The sequence below is a fragment of the Actinomadura roseirufa genome, from assembly GCF_900659635.1.
In the GTDB taxonomy this organism is placed as follows: Bacteria; Actinomycetota; Actinomycetes; order Streptosporangiales; family Streptosporangiaceae; genus Spirillospora; species Spirillospora roseirufa.
This window is the reverse complement of sequence record NZ_CAACVB010000089.1, coordinates 13,601-29,439: the sequence shown is the minus strand read 5'-3', so window position 1 is coordinate 29,439 and position 15,839 is coordinate 13,601. Positions and strand designations below refer to the sequence as shown.

The 15,839-nt window shown below is 72.3% G+C and carries 15 protein-coding genes; 11 read left to right on the top strand and 4 right to left on the bottom strand.

Going from position 1 to position 15,839, the window contains the following annotated elements; all coding sequences use genetic code 11:
- Window positions 1-49: 49 nt before the first annotated feature.
- Window positions 50-268 (bottom strand): helix-turn-helix domain-containing protein, encoded by a 219-nt coding sequence (locus tag E1291_RS44665; RefSeq protein WP_131739333.1) that lies wholly within the window; start codon window positions 266-268, stop codon window positions 50-52.
- 120 nt (window positions 269-388) lie between these two features.
- On the opposite strand from E1291_RS44665, the gene E1291_RS19880 reads away from it, so the two are divergent.
- A complete protein-coding gene (locus E1291_RS19880; protein ID WP_131739332.1) occupies window positions 389-820 on the top strand; it encodes a nuclear transport factor 2 family protein in 432 nt (143 codons plus the stop codon).
- On the opposite strand, the gene E1291_RS19875 is transcribed toward E1291_RS19880, so the two are convergent.
- Window positions 817-1,206, bottom strand: a complete 390-nt coding sequence (locus E1291_RS19875) for a VOC family protein (RefSeq protein WP_131739331.1) — start codon at window positions 1,204-1,206, stop codon at window positions 817-819. The genes E1291_RS19880 and E1291_RS19875 overlap by 4 nt on opposite strands.
- A gap of 242 nt (window positions 1,207-1,448) precedes the next feature.
- On the opposite strand from E1291_RS19875, the gene E1291_RS19870 reads away from it, so the two are divergent.
- From E1291_RS19870 to E1291_RS19850, 5 genes are all read left to right on the top strand, one after another.
- Window positions 1,449-2,063, top strand: a complete 615-nt coding sequence (locus tag E1291_RS19870) for a DUF2867 domain-containing protein (protein WP_131739330.1) — start codon at window positions 1,449-1,451, stop codon at window positions 2,061-2,063.
- Between the two features lie 86 nt (window positions 2,064-2,149).
- Complete coding sequence (locus tag E1291_RS19865; RefSeq protein ID WP_131739329.1) at window positions 2,150-2,722, top strand: RNA polymerase sigma factor; 573 nt, start codon at window positions 2,150-2,152, stop codon at window positions 2,720-2,722.
- Entirely contained in the window at window positions 2,715-3,926 is a 1,212-nt protein-coding gene (locus tag E1291_RS19860; protein ID WP_131739328.1) for a CU044_5270 family protein, read from the top strand. The genes E1291_RS19865 and E1291_RS19860 overlap by 8 nt, the downstream gene beginning before the upstream one ends.
- Window positions 3,927-4,305: 379 nt before the next feature.
- A complete protein-coding gene (locus E1291_RS19855) occupies window positions 4,306-5,037 on the top strand; it encodes a class I SAM-dependent methyltransferase (RefSeq protein ID WP_207400821.1) in 732 nt (243 codons plus the stop codon).
- Window positions 5,038-5,040: 3 nt separating this feature from the next.
- A complete protein-coding gene (locus tag E1291_RS19850) occupies window positions 5,041-5,343 on the top strand; it encodes a hypothetical protein (protein ID WP_131739327.1) in 303 nt (100 codons plus the stop codon).
- Window positions 5,344-5,367: 24 nt separating this feature from the next.
- On the opposite strand, the gene E1291_RS19845 is transcribed toward E1291_RS19850, so the two are convergent.
- Window positions 5,368-5,754: a nuclear transport factor 2 family protein gene (locus E1291_RS19845; RefSeq protein ID WP_131739326.1), complete on the bottom strand. Its 387-nt coding sequence runs from the start codon at window positions 5,752-5,754 to the stop codon at window positions 5,368-5,370.
- Complete coding sequence (locus tag E1291_RS19840) at window positions 5,751-7,040, bottom strand: MFS transporter (protein ID WP_131739325.1); 1,290 nt, start codon at window positions 7,038-7,040, stop codon at window positions 5,751-5,753. The genes E1291_RS19845 and E1291_RS19840 overlap by 4 nt, the downstream gene beginning before the upstream one ends.
- An 89-nt stretch (window positions 7,041-7,129) precedes the next feature.
- Here E1291_RS19840 and E1291_RS19835 point away from each other — a divergent pair, with 89 nt between their 5' ends.
- The 5 genes from E1291_RS19835 to E1291_RS19815 all read left to right on the top strand — a co-directional run bounded on the left by E1291_RS19835 (window position 7,130) and on the right by E1291_RS19815 (window position 15,769).
- Entirely contained in the window at window positions 7,130-7,720 is a 591-nt protein-coding gene (locus E1291_RS19835; RefSeq protein ID WP_131739324.1) for a TetR/AcrR family transcriptional regulator, read from the top strand.
- Window positions 7,721-8,331: 611 nt separating this feature from the next.
- Window positions 8,332-9,639 (top strand): helix-turn-helix domain-containing protein, encoded by a 1,308-nt coding sequence (locus E1291_RS19830; RefSeq protein WP_131739323.1) that lies wholly within the window; start codon window positions 8,332-8,334, stop codon window positions 9,637-9,639.
- Window positions 9,640-9,787: 148 nt separating this feature from the next.
- Window positions 9,788-10,792: a hypothetical protein gene (locus E1291_RS19825; protein WP_131739322.1), complete on the top strand. Its 1,005-nt coding sequence runs from the start codon at window positions 9,788-9,790 to the stop codon at window positions 10,790-10,792.
- Window positions 10,793-10,989: 197 nt separating this feature from the next.
- A complete protein-coding gene (locus E1291_RS19820) occupies window positions 10,990-12,159 on the top strand; it encodes a methyltransferase domain-containing protein (RefSeq protein ID WP_242614259.1) in 1,170 nt (389 codons plus the stop codon).
- 247 nt (window positions 12,160-12,406) lie between these two features.
- A complete protein-coding gene (locus E1291_RS19815) occupies window positions 12,407-15,769 on the top strand; it encodes a phosphodiester glycosidase family protein (protein WP_165495199.1) in 3,363 nt (1,120 codons plus the stop codon).
- The last annotated feature ends 70 nt before the right edge of the window (window positions 15,770-15,839 follow it).

The following is a 15,839-nucleotide window of genomic DNA, read 5'->3' as shown; positions in this document are numbered from 1 at the left end:
AGGCGGCGGAGTCGCAGTACCCGGCCGCGCTCACCGTGCTCGGACGGCGTCACCATCTGGAGTCCGGTCCTTCCACGGCGCGCCTGGCCTCGTACTGCCGGACGCCGCCCTCGCGTTCGAACAGCCGGACCGCCAGCAGCGCCTCCAGCCGCGCGATCCGCTTGGACAGCGCCTGCTGGCTGGTGCCGAGGCGCTCGGCGGCGCGCCCGAAATGCAGGGTCTCGGACGTGGTGACGAACGCGCGGACCAGCGTGAGATCGAGGTCCACGGCGCCGACCATAGCCGACAACCCGGCGTTGTCGGCCGGGTCGCGCCGTTGTTGGCCCGGCCGTCACCGCTCCCGGTGGGATGTGGCCGGGCACAGTGAGCACCCGAGAGGAGCCCGGCCATGACCGATCCGAGGGCCGTCGTCGTCCGCTATGTCGAGGCCGTCCGCGACGGGGACGCCGACGCCGTCCGCGCGAGCTTCACCGAGGACGCGACCTGGCGCTACCCGGGCGACCTGCCGATCTCGAAGGTGTGGCGGGGCCGCGACGCCATCGTCGACGGCTTCCTGGGCGGCATGGCGCCCGTGTTCGTCCCCGGCACGGTGGAGATCGAGCTGGTCGGCACGGTCGCCGAGGGCGACCGGGTCGTCGCCGAATGGACGTCGAAGGCGCGGACGGTGCACGGGGCCGTCTACGACAACCGCTGCGTCGGCGTCTTCACGGTCCGCGGCGGTCTGATCGCGGCGGTCGTCGAGTACACCGACACGCGGCACGCGGCGGCGGTCCTCTTCCCCGGGCACGGCGGGAGCCCGTCCGGAGGCGCCGCGGTTTAGGGGATGCCCGCCGGGCTCCGGCTGAGGTCCACGATGCAGAAGGCGTTGCCGTCCGGGTCGGCGAGCACGACGAAGTCGGGGTCGGGCGGGTAGGAGTCCCAGTCGACGCGGCGGGCGCCGAGCGCGACCAGGCGTTCGGCCTCGGCCCGCTGCTCGGCCTCGGTGTCCACCATGAGGTCGAGGTGGAGACGCGGGTGCTCCTGGACGGGCGTCTCGCTGTACATCAGGCCCAGCACGGGCTCCGGCGGATCACCGGCACGGACCAGCGTGCACCATCTCCGGTTCTGGGACTCCGGGGCGGCGGCCAGGCCGAGCGCGGCGGTCCAGAAGGTCACGGCGCGAGGGACGTCGTTGACCCCGATCACGGGGAAGCCGAGTCTGAGCACGGACCCGAGTCTAGGGAGCCACGCGACGTCCGGGCGCAGGGGGCGCCCCAGGTCGGAGGGCCGTACGGCCGGCATCACCGCGAGGAGACGAGCCTGCCTGATCGTGGACGGCCCCCGGCCGCCGACCGGCGTGGACCATGTGCCGCACCTCACCTGGCCGCCATATATACGCACCCGTATATAAGTCCTAGCCTGGTCTTGTACGCCCGCGTACAGAACGGACCGCAGGAAAGGCGACGGGTATGAGACTCCCTCGTAGGGCCCACACCGACCGGCCGTGGCGGATTCACGAGTTCGCCGCAGACTTCCGCGTCGAGGACGTGTGGGCCTACCGGACCCCGGGCGCCGGGCCGGACGACTTCCCCGTGATGCTGGCCGCGATGCGGGCGGGCGGCGGGTTCGACGGGCAGTCCGCGCCGGCCCGGTTCCTGTTCGCGGTGCGCTGGAAGCTCGGTGCCCTGCTCGGCTGGGACAAGGCCAGGGCCGGGCTCGGGACGCGCGTCGCGTCGCTGCGCGACCGCGTGCCCGACGACCTTCGCGCGACCGTGGACGGTGCCGACTCCGGCGGCACCCCGCTCACCCCCGTCTACGAACTGCCCGACGAGTCCGTCCGCGAGCTGGCGAACAAGACCGTCCACACGGTCATGCACCTGGGGTGGGCGCCGGGCCGCGACGGTGACCACGAACTTCGGATGGCGGTCCTGGTCAAGCCCAACGGCCGGTTCGGGCGGCTGTACATGGCGTTCATCGCGCCGTTCCGCTACCTGATCGTCTACCCCGCGCTGACCCGCCAGTGGGAACGGGCCTGGCGGGACCGCGCGCTCCTTCTCCCCGGGGACGCCGCCTCTCGGCGATGATCGACGCAACCCGTCGGGGCGCATCGGGATAGAGGAGGGTGTCAGCTCTCCCCTCATCGCGAAGGACGCTCAATGAAGAGACGGCCATGGCTCTGGTGAGCCCTGTCGACGCATCAGACGACGCGGGCATCGTCATGGCATCGCTGGAGGATCCCGAGGCCTTCGGCGAGTTGTTCCGCCGCCACTCACCGCGGCTGCACGCCTACATCAAGCGGCGCCTCGGGCCCACCCTCGCCGACGACCTGGTCGCGGAGACGTTCGCGACCGCGTTCAAGCAGCGCGAGCGGTTCGACGGACGCACCGAGTTCGGCGCGTGGCTGTGGGGCATCGCCAGCAAGCTGATCGCCCGGCATCATCGCCAGGAGAGCCGGATGTACCGGGCGTTCGCCCGGACCGGTGTGGACCCCGCCGAGGACGGCCTCGCCGACCGGGCCGGCGACCGCGTGTCGGCCGCCGCGCTCGGCCCCAGGCTGGCCCGTGCCCTGGCCTCGCTCGGCTCGCAGGACCGCAATGCCCTCCTGCTGCTGGCCTGGGGCGAGATGTCGTACGCGGAGATCGCGACGACGCTCGGCCTGCCCCTCGGCACCGTCAAGGCGAAGATCCACCGCGCCCGCGCCAAGCTCCGCAAGCACCTCCCCGAGGAGAAGACCGATGGATGAATTCGACGCCCTGCGGCAGATGCGGACGGCCCTCGCCGAGGAGGAGCATCCCCACGCCATCGAACTGCGCAGCGACTGGCGCACCGGCCGGAAGGGCGGCGGCGTTCGCCGTCCCCGGAGCCGGTTCGTGCTCCCCCTGGTGAGCCTGGGGGCGACGGCCGCCGTGACCGCCGGCGTCATCGCCGCCGTCTCCGAGGAGCCGGACGACGCGCGGGGCGGGACGGGGACGCTCTCCCACGAGGAACAGGGGAGCGTCCTGCTAGTGGCCGCGACCAACGCGCTGAGGGCACCGGCGGGCGCGTACTGGCACACCAAGTCGGTCAGCGGCGAGGTCTACGGCGTCGGCACGAGCGCGGCGAACCACTACAAGGTCGACTCCAGGCAGGGGGTGGACCGCTGGACCGACCGGAAGGGCAAGGGGCGGCAGACCCACCTGGACCTGGTCGACGTGCCCGTCACCGCCCAGGACAAGCAGAAATGGCAGGCGGCGGGATCGCCGACGTGGGTACAGGTCCCGCTCCCGGGCGTGCCGGACCAGAAGGCGTTCCTGGACATGAGCGCCAAGCCCAAGGGCTCGGGCACGCGCTGGATGCCGTTCGACGGTCGGTACTACGGCCTGAGCGCGGCGGCGGTCGCCGAACTGCCCACGAGGCCGCAGGCGCTGGAAAAGGCCCTCCTCGCCCTCAAGGGCGACTGGCACGCCTACACCTCCAAGCCCAAGAAGGAGCCCTTGGGGGACCTGCAAGGCACGGAGCGGGCCCGGGCATTGTCCGATGTGGTGGGGACGCTGCTGTCCGACGCGCCCGCGCCGCCCGCCGTCCGGGCGGCGGCGTTCCGGGTACTCGCCACCCTGCCCGGCATCCGGCCCGAGGGCGGGGCGACCGACCCGCTGGGACGCCGCGGCACGGTGGTCTCCCTGCCCCTGGAGACGACCGTCACCCTCGGCCTGTACACCGCCCCGCAGCAGCTCGGCACCTACCGCCGCCAGTTCATCATCGATCCCGCTGCCGGGAAGCTGCTGGCGATCCGGGACCTGGTGGTGACGCCGCCGCACGGCAGCCGGCGGCTCCCCCCCGGTGACAACGGCAAGCCCCGGATCCTGAGGGCCGATCAGATGCCCGATCGTTTCCACCGTCCCGGCGAGCCGGTCTCGTACCAGGTGTTCGAGGTCGCCGAGTGGACGAACGAGCGCCCCCCGTCCTGATACCCGCCTCCCGCCCGCCGCCCCCGGCCCGAAGCCGGGGGCGGCGGCATCGCAGCGGGACGGTCCGTACGGCGAGCGGCGGAACCGGCCGCCGCGCGGCAGCGTCTCTCTACTACGAGGGTCGTGGAGTGAAAGCGGGTGCGATGTGCGGCTCCGGCTACGCCTCCGGCGCTCCGGCGCGTCCCGCGAGATCACCGTCCGGCCGCGCCGGGCACGGCCATTCCGCCGCCTCGCGCCGCGCGGGGACGGTGGGACGGGCCATGTCCGGCGGGACACCCTTGGTGACCGCATCGGGGCATCCCGTGATTCGGTAATGAAAATCGTTGCAAGATCGGCTAATGTCGCTCGCACACGGGGTCGCGGGCGACGAGGGCCGGTGATGGGCATGCATCTGGATCACGAGACCGCACGGGAGTGGATCGCCGGCTGGGACCGGCGGCACGAGCGCGAGGCCGCCTGCCGCGAGGAGCGGCTCACGGTGATCGCCGACGTCGTCGGGCGCGTCACGGCGAGCGCGCCGCGGCCGTCCGCGGTCGACCTCGGCTCCGGGTCGGGGACGCTGGCGGCGCGGCTGGCCGAGCGCACGCCGGGAATGGACGTGATCGCCGTGGACGGCGACCCGCTGCTCCTGGAACTGGGACGGCAGCGGCACGGCGCGTCGGTCCGCTTCGTGGCCGCCGTGATCGGCCGCGACGGCTGGACGCGGGCCCTCGGCCTCGACCGGCCGCTGGACGCCGCCGTCTCCACCGGCGCGCTCCAGCACCTGTCCGAGCCCGTGCTGTTCGGCGTGTACGAGGAGCTGCACCGGCTGCTCAGGCCCGGCGGGGTGCTCGTGAACGCCGGTCCGCTTCCGCTCCGCGGGCCCCGGCTCACCGGGCGCCGCCGCACCGCCCGGCCCGCCGACGAGGAGGACTGGTCGTCCTGGTGGGCGGCGCAGGCGTGGGAGGCGCGCCGCGCGTCCATGCTGGAGCGGCGGGAGCTGAGCGCCGACGGCATGGGGACCGGTCTCGGCATTGACCGGCACATCGAGCTGCTCCGCCGCGCGGGCTTCCCGCACGCCGGCCCGGTCTGGCGGGCGGGACGCGGCTACGTCCTGGCCGCCCTCCGCTAGGGCGTGGCGGACGACGTGATCAGGGAGACGCTGGCGCGCTGCTCGGACGAGGTGCTGAAGGTCGGGTTCACCCTCGCCGGCGGCCGGGACGTGCTCGGCTGGGTGACCGGCGTGACGGGCGACCACGTGTCGGTCCTGCACGCGCCCGGCCCCTTCGACCTCGGCGCGGCGGACGGGCACGAGGAGCCGGAGCCGATCCCGCTCAGCGCGATCCGTCCCGGCTCGCTGGCCTGGTACGACGCGACCGCCCGGCGCTGGGTGACGCACGAGGACGGGCACGGCGGGGCGCGCGGCCCGGGGACGTGACCGGGCCGCGCGCCGTGGACGCCGTCAGGCGAGCTGCGCCTGGAACACGGCGCCGTTGAAGTAGGCCCTGGCCTCGCGGATGAGGCCGTCCTCACCGAGCTCGTAGACGTTGATGCCGGACCAGTTGACCGGGCGCCCGTCCAGGGAGACGGCGGCCCCGGACCACGAGACGGCGACGGACCTGCCGACGGTGTGGGCCTCGCGCGGGGTGAGGCCGAGGAACGGCGCGAAGTTCGGCAGCACACCGGCGATGAACTCGGCGATGGCGTCCCGGCCGACGAGCGGGGGCCGCCCGACCGGGTCGTGGAAGACGCCGTCCTCGGCGAAGGAGGAGGCCCAGGCGTCGGCGTCCCCCTCCCAGGAGGCGGTGAAGAACCGCGTCACGGCTGCGGGCATGGCTGGGAAGGTCATGACTCTCCTTTGTCGGTGTTCTGCGGACCCGGCGTCAGCGCGCCGGGTGTCTCTGGGGCTCGCATGTGGCGGCGGTCGTGGCGGCGTGCGGCGGGCACGACCGCCAGGCCCGCGGCGGCGAGCACGGCCTGGAGCGCGCACACCGCGCTCCAGCCCCCGGCGGCGTGGCACGCGGCGGCGGCCGCCGCGCAGACGGCGCCGCTGAAGAAGACGGCGACCATGTAGACGGTGTTGGCCCGGCTGCGGGCGTGCGGCAGGTAGGCGAAGACGCGCGCCTGGTTGGCGATCTGGCTCCACTGCACCGCGACGTTGGCCAGCACGATCGCGGCGACCATGAAGGGCGGGGAGGTGCCGCCGAGGGCGTAGGCGCCGGACGCGGCGAGGGTGAGCAGCAGGGCGGCGGTGATGACGGGGACCGCGCCCCGGCGGTCCACGGCGCGGCCCGCCCACGGCGCGGCGACCGCCCCGGCCAGGCCGAGCAGTCCGAACAGCCCGGCGGTGGCGGTCCCGTAGCCGTAGGGGGCGCGGGTCAGGACCAGCACCAGCGTCGTCCAGGTGGCGTTGTAGGCACCGAACAGCGTGCCGTGCAGGACGCACGCCTGCAGCAGGGCGGGCTCCCGGCGCAGGAGGCCCGGCAGGGACGCCAGCAGCCGCCCGTATCCGGGAGCGGGCGCGCCGCCGTCCGGGCGCCGCCGCTCGGACGGCATCAGCAGCACCGTCACCAGCCCGGTGACCGCGGTGAGGGCGGCGGCCAGCACGTACACCGCGCGCCAGCCGAGCGCCTCGCCGACGGCCCCGCCGACGACGCGGGAGCCGATGATGCCGGTCATCAGGCCGATCTGGACGTTCGCCACGACCGAGGCGCGGCGGCCGGGCGGGGCGAGCTCGGCGGCCAGCGGGACCAGCACCTGCGGGATCACGGTGGCGGCGCCGGCCAGCGCGGCGGCGGCCGCCAGCACGCCCAGGCCGGGGGCCGCCGCCGCCAGCAGCAGCGCACCGGTCGTGCCCGCCAGCAGCATCGAGAGCAGGGGGCGGCGGCGCCGCACGTCCCCGAGCGGCACCAGGAACAGGATGCCCGCGGCGTAGCCGAGCTGCGCGCAGGTGACGACGGCGCCCGCCGCCGAGGACGTGACGCCCAGCCCGCGGGCGAACAGGTCCAGGAGCGGCTGGGCCAGGTAGACGTTGGCGACGGTGGCGCCGCTGCACACCGCCATGACGGCGAACAGCAGCGCGGGCGTCCGCGTCCCCGGCGGGGACGGTGCCCGCCGGGCGGCGAGGTCCGGCATCGTGCCTCCAATCGAACGAACTGGATGGTTCGGAAGTTACCCCGGCATCCCGGTCCCGGTCAAACGAACTGGTTCGTTACCATGGGGTCATGGCCTACGACTCGGCGGCGACCAAAGAGCGCATCCTGACGGCGGCGGCGGCGGAGTTCGCCGAGCACGGCGTGGCCGGGGCCCGCGTCGACCGCATCGCCGCGAGCGCGCGGGCCAACAAGCGCGCCATCTACGACTACTTCGGCGACAAGGGCGCGCTGTTCGCCGCGGTCCTGGAGCGGCTGATGACCGAGCTGGCCGAGGCCGTCCCGCCCGAGGGCCGGGATCTCGGTGGGTACGCCGAGCGCCTGTTCGACTACCACCGGGCCCATCCGGAGGCGCTGCGGCTCCTGCTGTGGGAGGCCCTGGAGCTCGGTGACTCCCCCGTCCCCGACGAGGCCGCCCGCACGGCGCACTACCAGGAGAAGGTCGACGCCGCCGGGACGGCCGGCGACCCCCGGGCACTGACGTTCTTCACCCTCGGCCTGGTCGGCTGGAGCCTCGCGATGCCGCAACTCCGGCGCATGATCCTAGGCCCGGACTACACCGAGGACCGCCTCCGCGGCGCGGTCGCCAACGCCGTCCGCGCCCTAGCCACTCCCCCACCCACCTCTTCCGACCGCCCCCCGGACCAACCTGACGGAACCTGACGGGCGGCTCGGCAGGCGGCCGGATTTCCTCTGCGACGACGGTATGGAACTCGGGGCGCGACTCTCACCTGCATAAACACCGTCTCAACGTGACACGGCAAGAAGATCGTCAACTCAAATGATCATCGCCGGTTCTTTGGGAACGGCTTCGCATTCGTCGGGGCCGTCCCTCTGAGGGCGCCGCGCCGGTTTCGGTCGCACTCTTCCGTAACCCACGGTGCAACCATCCGACCGTCTGACGGCCCTTCCGGGCGGCGGGCCGCTCGCCGCGTCCCCGTTGCGGCGAGCGGGGACCGTGCCGCACCGGCGGGTTTCCCTGGAGTTCATTTCAACGGAACCGTCTGAACGTGAAATTTCAGAATCGAATGAATTCATCGACGACTCGTACAACGCACGATGCCTTGCGGCAGGATCTGCCTCACTCGCGGCCCGCGCCGGGTGTCCGCTCCCCGGCGCGGGCCGCGTTCCATGATCGCGGCCGGATGACACCGGATGTTTCCCCCCGTTCCGGTCACCCTGCGTGAATCCCTGCACGTACCGGCGCCGGAAGGCTCATACTGCCGCTAGGACAGCGACATCATTCATCCGCCGTTGGTCGAGCGAGGTGCGCCATGAACGGCTCCCGTCCCGAATGGGCTGACCGGATCAAGACAGAACGCGAGACCCGCGGCTGGACCAAACCGGAGCTGGCCCGCCGGATGTACCGAACCATGGGCATAACACAAGGCAACATCCGCAGCCTGGCCCGCCAGATCACCTGGCACGAATACGGACAGCACCGCCCGACCTCGTGGGCCCACGCCTACGCGACCGTATTCGACACCACCGTGGAAGAGCTGTTCGACATACCGGACACATCCGCCATACCCGGCAGTACCGTGGGAGCATCGACCCCCTCCCACGCAAGGGACGACGACATGGAGCGCCGCACAGTTCTGCAACTCGCCGCGTTAGGGATGAGCGCCAGCGCTCTCGCCACCACCGGCGAACCGATCCGCCAACTCCTCGCCCTGACCCTCGACAGCGAACCCCGCGACATCGATGGCTGGCACCTCGCCCTTGCAGACCACCTCCATGCGATCTTCACCCGCCCACCGGCCCAGGTTCGCGACAGCCTGACGGTCGATCTCCTCGCGGTTCAGCGGCAGCTACCGACCACCGGGCCGGACGAGACGATCGAGTTGCAGCGGGTCGTGGCCGCACTTTCCTACCTTTACGCAAACGCGCTTACCAGGCTCGGCGACCACGAGGCCGCGATTCACTGGTGGCGTACGGCCAAGGCCGCCGCGGACGCCACTGGCGATCTCGACCTACGCCTGATGATCCGCTGCGATGAGGCCCAGTCCGGGCTCTACGGGCAGCGCGATGCCGCGACGGTCGTGCACCTGGCCGACACCGCAGACCGGCTCACCGAGGCACCGGTGCCCTTCTGGAGAGCGCAACTCGCCGGGACGCGAGCCACGGCGTTCACCCTGCAAGGCAGGCACGACGAAGCCCACAATGTGCTGAACACCTTTGCGAGCTTCACCGGAGAAGCACCCGCGCTCGACATCCTGCCGACGCTGTGGAGCGACAAGCGGGTGCACTTCTCGGCGAGCTGGATTCATGCCGGCGCCGGACGCGAGGCTCTGGCCGATCAGGAACGCGAGTACATTCTCGGCCGCATCCGCGGTTACCAGTACCCGGTGAACGTCCGTCTCCATGAGGCCCTGTGCACCGTGGCCAACGGCGGAACCGAGCGCGGTGCCCGACAGGCGACCGAGATCCTCGCCGAACTGCCGCCCGCTCAGCGAAGCGAAATGATCAACGCGACGGGGAAGGCCGTACTCCGGGCCGTGCCCGTGGAGAAGCGGGACCGTCCGGCCGTCCGCGAGTTGCGTGCGCTGACCTCCCGGCAGGGCACCGCCGTCCTCGCCTGACTGAATGCGGACGCAGTGCATCCAGACTGAACACGCGTCCGTAGCGGGTGCTGCGCGTCCGTTCTCACCGCCTCCGCGAGGGGACGGGGCCATCGACCCGTGGTACCTCGGCTGCACACCGATCCCCCTCCACACAAGGGACGACGACATGGAGCGTCGCACGATTCTCCAGCTCGCCGCGTTAGGGATGAGCGCCAGCGCCCTCGGCGCCACCGGCGAGCCAATCCGCCAACTCCTCGCTCTGACCCTCGACAGCGAACCCCGCGACCTTGCCGCCTGGCAGGTCACTCTGTCGGACCACAAGCATGCGGTCCTCACCCGTCCACCCGCGCAAGTCCGCGACGGCCTGTTGGTCGACCTGGTCGCTGCCCAGCGTCAGCTCTCGGCTGCCAAGCCCGATCAGGTGGCCGAGATGAAGCGAGTCGTGGCTGCACTCTCCGGGCTTTGCGCCAACGCCCTCACCCGGCTCGGCGATCACTCAGCTGCCGTCCACTGGTGGCGTACCGCCAAAGCCGCCGCTGACGCCAGCGGTGATCTGGACCTGCGTCTGTTGGTCCGCTGCGGGGAGGTCGAGTTCGGACTCTACGGGCAACGCCCTCCGGCTACCGTTCTGCAGCTCATCGACGATGCCGAGCAGCTCACCGGAGGAGCGCCCTCCTGCTGGAGCGCCGACCTCGCCGGAACCCGAGCCAAGGCATACGCACTCCAGGGCAGGCACGAAGAGGCCCTGCAATCACTGAACACCCACACTGACTTTGCGGGCGGTCGGCACTCGGGGAGCATCCTGCCGACCCTCTGGGACGCCCGGGTGCACTTCTCGGCCAGTTGGGTTCACGCGGCCGCCGGACGCGAGGCGAAGGCCGACGAGACTCGCGAAGCCGTCTTGACCAACACCGCTCTTCGCGGCAACCAGTACCCGGTGAACGTCCGTCTCCATGAGGCCCTGTGCACCGTGGCCAACGGCGGAGCCGAGCACGGTGCACAGCAGGCGACTGAGATCCTCACCGCGCTACCGCCGGCCCGTCGGACCCAATTGATCATCGAAACGGGGAGGATCGTCCTGCGCGCCGTACCCATGGAGAAGCGGAACCGCCCGGCCGTACGCGAACTGCACACGCTGACCTCCCTGCAAAGCCCCGCCGCCCTCTCCTGATCAGGGAGGCAGTGCTTCCGGGGTGGTGCGCGCGCCCGTAACGGGGGCCGCACGTCCGTTCTCACCGTTTCCGCAAGGGAACGGGGCCATCGTCCCCGCACCACCTTGCGGAGCACGGTTAGGTGACTTCCGCGTGGCGGTCGGCTGCGCGGGCGGCGAAGGGAGTTCGTGATGGGCAAGCATGGCGAGGACGGCACGTGACCGTGTCCGACTTGTCCGAACTCTCGGCACGTCTGGTGGCCGAGCTCGTCAACGCCGGTGATCTGACGTCGGAGTGGCGCGCGGTGTTCGAGGCGGTGCCCCGGCATCGGTTCATCCCCGACACCGTGTGGACTCAGGACGGTGCCCGCATGGTTCCTGTGCACCGTGCCGACGACGAAGCCGCGTGGCTGGAGCTGTGTTACGCGAACGAGTTCGTGGTCACGCAGGTGGACGACGGCAGCCCGGTCGGGCCAGGGCAGGTCGGGGACGAGCCCACCAGTTCAGCCAGCCGCCCCAACGTCGTCGCGCTGATGCTGGCCGCCTTGGAGGTCGAGCCGGGCATGTCGGTCCTGGAGGTCGGCACGGGCACCGGGTGGAACGCGGGGCTGTTGGCTGAACGGCTCGGCAACGACAACGTCACCAGCGTGGAGGTCGACCCCGTAGTGGCCGACCGCGCCCGGTCCGTCCTGTGGGACGCCGGTTACAAGATCACGGTCGCGGCCGGTGACGGGGCGCTCGGGTATCCGGGGTTCGCGCCGTTCGACCGCATCATTGCCACCGTCGCGGCCGACCAGATCCCGCACGCCTGGGGGCTGCAGACGCGGCCGGGTGGTCGGGTGCTGGTGCCGTGGACGACCGACTTTCACAACGGCGCGCTGGTGTCATTCGAGGTCGGGCCGGACCACACGATGCGGGGCCGGATCGTGGGGAACGTGCAGTTCATGCGCCTACGTGCCCAGCGCGGCAAGCGCGCCTCCCTGACCCGCCACGTCCAGGATGCCGACGGGGCGCGGCGGTCGACCACCGATCTGCACCCCTCACACGCGGTGGGTGAGTACGACGCGTCGTTGGCGGTCGGGCTACGTGTACCGCGCTGCGAGCTGATCGTCACCCGCGACGACGGGAACGGCGGCTACACCGTGTGGCTGGTGGACCCGTGGTCGGAATCGTGGGCCAGCCTGCAACACCAGAGCGGCGCGGAGTCGTTCCCGGTCCGGCAGTTCGGGGAGCGGGACCTGTGGTCGGAGGTGGAGGCCGCTTACCGGTGGTGGGACGGGCTCGGGCAGCCGGGCGCTGACCGGTGGGGGCTGACCGTGACCCCGGACGGCCAGCATGTCTGGCTCGACGACGAAGACCACCGCATCGACCGGCGACACCACCGGTAGCGGCCCGGCACACGGGCGATGGCAGTGGGATCGTCCGGCCGTCCGGGAAGTGCGTGCGGTGGCTTCCCGGCCGGGCCCCGCCGCCCTCGTCTGAGCAGGGGACGGGCGGTTCTGGGACCGTCCGGTACCGGTCTGGACTTCTGGCTCCCACCTGGCGTTTCTCCGGGGGTCATCGGGGCGCAGGGGTGCATTTCCATGATCGACTCTTGTCGGTCCTAGCTTCCGGATGTCGTTTAAGGGGTGGAACATGCGCACATCCGCGCTGGTGGTGGCGGTTCTCGCGGGCGGTCTGGGGTTGCAGGCGCCGTCGGCGTGGGCGGATCCGGACCCGGATCCGGGGCCGAAGTATCAGACGGCCGTTCCCGGGGAGTCGGTGGAGGCGAGCCGGGTCGACCGGGTCGTGGCGCCGGGGATCGTCCGGACGACCTTCGACACGTTCGGGAAGACGGGCTGGACGCGGGCGCACGTGCTGAACGCGGAGCTGGGCCAGAACGTGCGGGGCGGGCTGCTCGGCGGGAAGGTCACCGACACGCGGAAGCTGTCCAAGGCCGCCGACGACGCGGGGGCCGTCGCGGGGATCAACGGCGACTTCTACGACATCAACGAGACCAACGCCGCCATCGGCCCGGAGATCAAGGACGGCGTGCCGCGCAAGGGCACCGACCAGAAGTCCACGGTCGCCGCGATCGGCGAGGACGGCGCGGCGCGGCTCGCGGACGTGCTGCTGGAGGGCAAGGTCACCGTCGGCGGCGCCGCGCACACGGTGAACGCGCTGAACGCGGCGTCCGCCGCGGCGAACGGGATCACCGTCTACACCGACCAGTGGGGCCCCGGCCTGCGCACGCTCACCGCCGGCTCCGGCCCCTACACCGAGGTCGTCGTCACGGCGGGCAAGGTCAGTGCCGTGAACGACCGGATCACCGCGACGCCGGTGCCGGACGGCGGGCTCGTGGTCGTCGGCCGCGGGACGGCGGCGGCCGCGCTGGCGGCGCGGGCCGGCGACGCGGCGGAGCTGGACTTCGGGCTGCGCTCGGACTCGCCGGTGAAGCTGCGCACCGCGCTCGGCAGCAACGAGGTGCTGGTCCGCGACGGCGAGGCGATCGACCTGCCGCCGTCCACCGGCAACGACGCGCTGAAGCCGCGGACGGCGATCGGGTGGGCGCGCGGCGGAAAGCGGCTGCTGCTGGTCACCGTGGACGGCTCGGCGAACTTCTCCGCCGGGCTCACCTACGACGACATGGCGCGGCTGATGGCGCGGCTCGGCGCCCACGAGGCGTTCATGCTGGACGGCGGCGGGTCGTCCGACATGGTGGCGCGCACCCCCGGCGACCGGGGCGTGAGCGTGGTGAACACGCCGTCGGACGGCGGCGAGCGTCCGATTCCCAACGGCGTCGGGCTGTTCACGGCGAAGGGGTCGGGGACGCTGCAGGGGCTCGACGTGCGGCTGACCGCCGACCGCGTCTTCCCCGGCCTGACCGTCGGCGTCTCCGCGGCGGGCCACGACGAGACCTACGCGGCCGTCGACGCCGGTGACACGCCGCTCGGGTGGGACGCCGGGTTCGTGGGCGAGGTCCGCGACGGCGTGCTGCGCGCCGGGCACTCCGGGACGTCCCGGGTGACCGCCCGCACGAAGAGCGTGTCCGGCTCGGCGCCGATCCGGGTGCTCGGGCCGCTGCACACGCTGTCGTTCAGCTCCCCCACGCTGACGCTGGACGCGGGCGGGTCGTCCACGGTCCGGGTGACGGGCCGGGACGAGGAGGGCTTCGCCGCGCCGGTCGCGCCGCGTGACCTGCGGCTGGAGTTCGACGCGTCCGTCCTCGACGTGGACGCGCAGCCCGACGGGAGCCTCAAGGTGACCGGGAAGGCGGGCGCCGACGGGCGGGCGAGCGACCTCACCGCCACCGTCCAGGGCCGCACCATGCGGCTGCCGGTGTCGGTCGGGCTCAGGCGCAAGGCGCTCGCCGAGTTCGGGGCCGGGGAGACGTGGGTGGCGTCCGCCGCGCGCGGCACCGCCTCGGTCGCCACCGTCGACGGGTCGGGACGGCCCGGCGCGCCCGCGGGCAACCAGGCGCTGAAGCTGAGCTACGACTTCACCGGCACGTCCGGGACGTCCGCCGGATACGCCACGATCAAGCCGAACCCGATCACGCTGCCCGCCGGGACGCGGCGGCTCGGGATGTGGGTGAACGGCGACGGCAAGAAGCACTGGCTGCGCGCGACGCTCCGCTCGCAGGGCACCACGAACGTGCCGTTCACCTTCGCCACCACCGTCGACTGGACGGGATGGCGGTGGGTGGAGGGAGCCCTGCCGGACGGCTTCTCCGACCCGATCACGCTGCTCAACCTCTACATCGTGGAGACGTCCAACCTCTCCAAGGACGCCGGTGAGCTGGGCTTCGACGCGCTGACCGCGCTCGTCGGCCAGGAGGCGCCCGCCGGTGCCGCGGCGCAGCCGGACCCGTTCGTGCTCCAGCAGCGCGCCATCGGCGGGGACCGGTTCCGGTTCGCGGTGATGAGCGACCTGCACGTCAGCGCCGCCGCCGGGGAGGGCTCGTTCCCGGCGAAGCAGGCCCGGGAGGCGCTCACCCAGGCCGCCGCCGCCAAGCCGGACTTCATCGTGGTCAACGGCGACTTCGTCGACACCAACAACCCGGAGGACTTCACGTTCGCCGAGAACCTGCTCAAGCAGACGGTCCCGGCGGACATCCCCGTCCACTGGGTGCCGGGCAACCACGAGTCGGGGTCCACGGCCACCGGCACCCTGGCCAACTTCACCAAGACGACCGGGCGGCCCACGCACGAGGTGTTCGACCGCTCCGGGACGCGCTTCATCACCCTCAACACGACGCTCGGTGGGCTGCGCTCCTCCGACTGGTCGCAGGTGCCCGCGTTCAAGGAGGAGCTGGACAAGGCGGCGCGCGACGCGTCCGTCCGCTCGGTGGTGGTCTTCTTCCACCACCCGCTGCGCGACCCGTCCGGGGCGGGCTCGTCGCAGTACTCCGACCAGATGGAGGCGCGGCTGGTCGAGCGCTGGCTGACCGGGTTCCGTGAGACGGCCGGCAAGCCCGCCGCCCTGTTCACCGGGCACGCGCACACCGCGTCGGCGGACCGCGCGGACGGCGTCCTGGAGGTCACCACGCCCGCGGTCGGCAAGACCCCCTACAGCTCGCCCGAGAAGGGCGGCTTCTTCGGGTGGATGCTCGTCGGCGCGGACCCGACCCCGCGCCGCGTCGACCCGGGCCGGCCGAACCCGAACACGCTCGACTGGCTCGTCGCCCGGACGAACCCGCTGATCGACCGCATCGACACCGCGGTGCCCGCGACGCTCGCGGTGGGCGCGTCCCAGGACGCCGGCGCGACGGGCGTCACGTCCTCGTTCGGCCTCGGCTTCCCGCTGCGCTACCCGGCGAGCGTCACCTGGAGCGGCGACGGCGCCCTCGGCGTCGCCGAGACGGCCGACAGGGCGCGGGCGCTCGCGGCCAACCCGCGCGTCCGGGCCGTCCTGGACCTGTCCTCGGGCAAGCTGACCGGCGTCCGCCCCGGCGAGGTCACGATCACCGTCGCGTCCGGTGCCCGCTCCGCCACCGCGAAGCTCACCGTCACGGGCTGATCCGGAGCGGGACGGACCCGCGAAGGCGCTGCTCAACGCCGCACTTGTGCCCTCTCTCAGGCGTTGTATA

Excerpts from the sequence above, each read along its gene's own strand:
- E1291_RS19880 (WP_131739332.1), top strand. The coding sequence starts at position 389 with ATGACCGATCCGAGGGCCGTCGTCGTCCGCTATGTCGAGGCCGTCCGC.
- E1291_RS19825 (WP_131739322.1), top strand. The coding sequence starts at position 9,788 with ATGGAGCGTCGCACGATTCTCCAGCTCGCCGCGTTAGGGATGAGCGCC.
- E1291_RS19840 (WP_131739325.1), bottom strand. The coding sequence starts at position 7,040 with ATGCCGGACCTCGCCGCCCGGCGGGCACCGTCCCCGCCGGGGACGCGG.
- E1291_RS19845 (WP_131739326.1), bottom strand. The coding sequence starts at position 5,754 with ATGACCTTCCCAGCCATGCCCGCAGCCGTGACGCGGTTCTTCACCGCC.
- E1291_RS19835 (WP_131739324.1), top strand. The coding sequence starts at position 7,130 with ATGGCCTACGACTCGGCGGCGACCAAAGAGCGCATCCTGACGGCGGCG.
- E1291_RS19830 (WP_131739323.1), top strand. The coding sequence starts at position 8,332 with ATGAACGGCTCCCGTCCCGAATGGGCTGACCGGATCAAGACAGAACGC.
- E1291_RS19855 (WP_207400821.1), top strand. The coding sequence starts at position 4,306 with ATGGGCATGCATCTGGATCACGAGACCGCACGGGAGTGGATCGCCGGC.
- E1291_RS19860 (WP_131739328.1), top strand. The coding sequence starts at position 2,715 with ATGGATGAATTCGACGCCCTGCGGCAGATGCGGACGGCCCTCGCCGAG.
- E1291_RS19865 (WP_131739329.1), top strand. The coding sequence starts at position 2,150 with ATGGCTCTGGTGAGCCCTGTCGACGCATCAGACGACGCGGGCATCGTC.
- E1291_RS19870 (WP_131739330.1), top strand. The coding sequence starts at position 1,449 with ATGAGACTCCCTCGTAGGGCCCACACCGACCGGCCGTGGCGGATTCAC.
- E1291_RS19815 (WP_165495199.1), top strand. The coding sequence starts at position 12,407 with ATGCGCACATCCGCGCTGGTGGTGGCGGTTCTCGCGGGCGGTCTGGGG.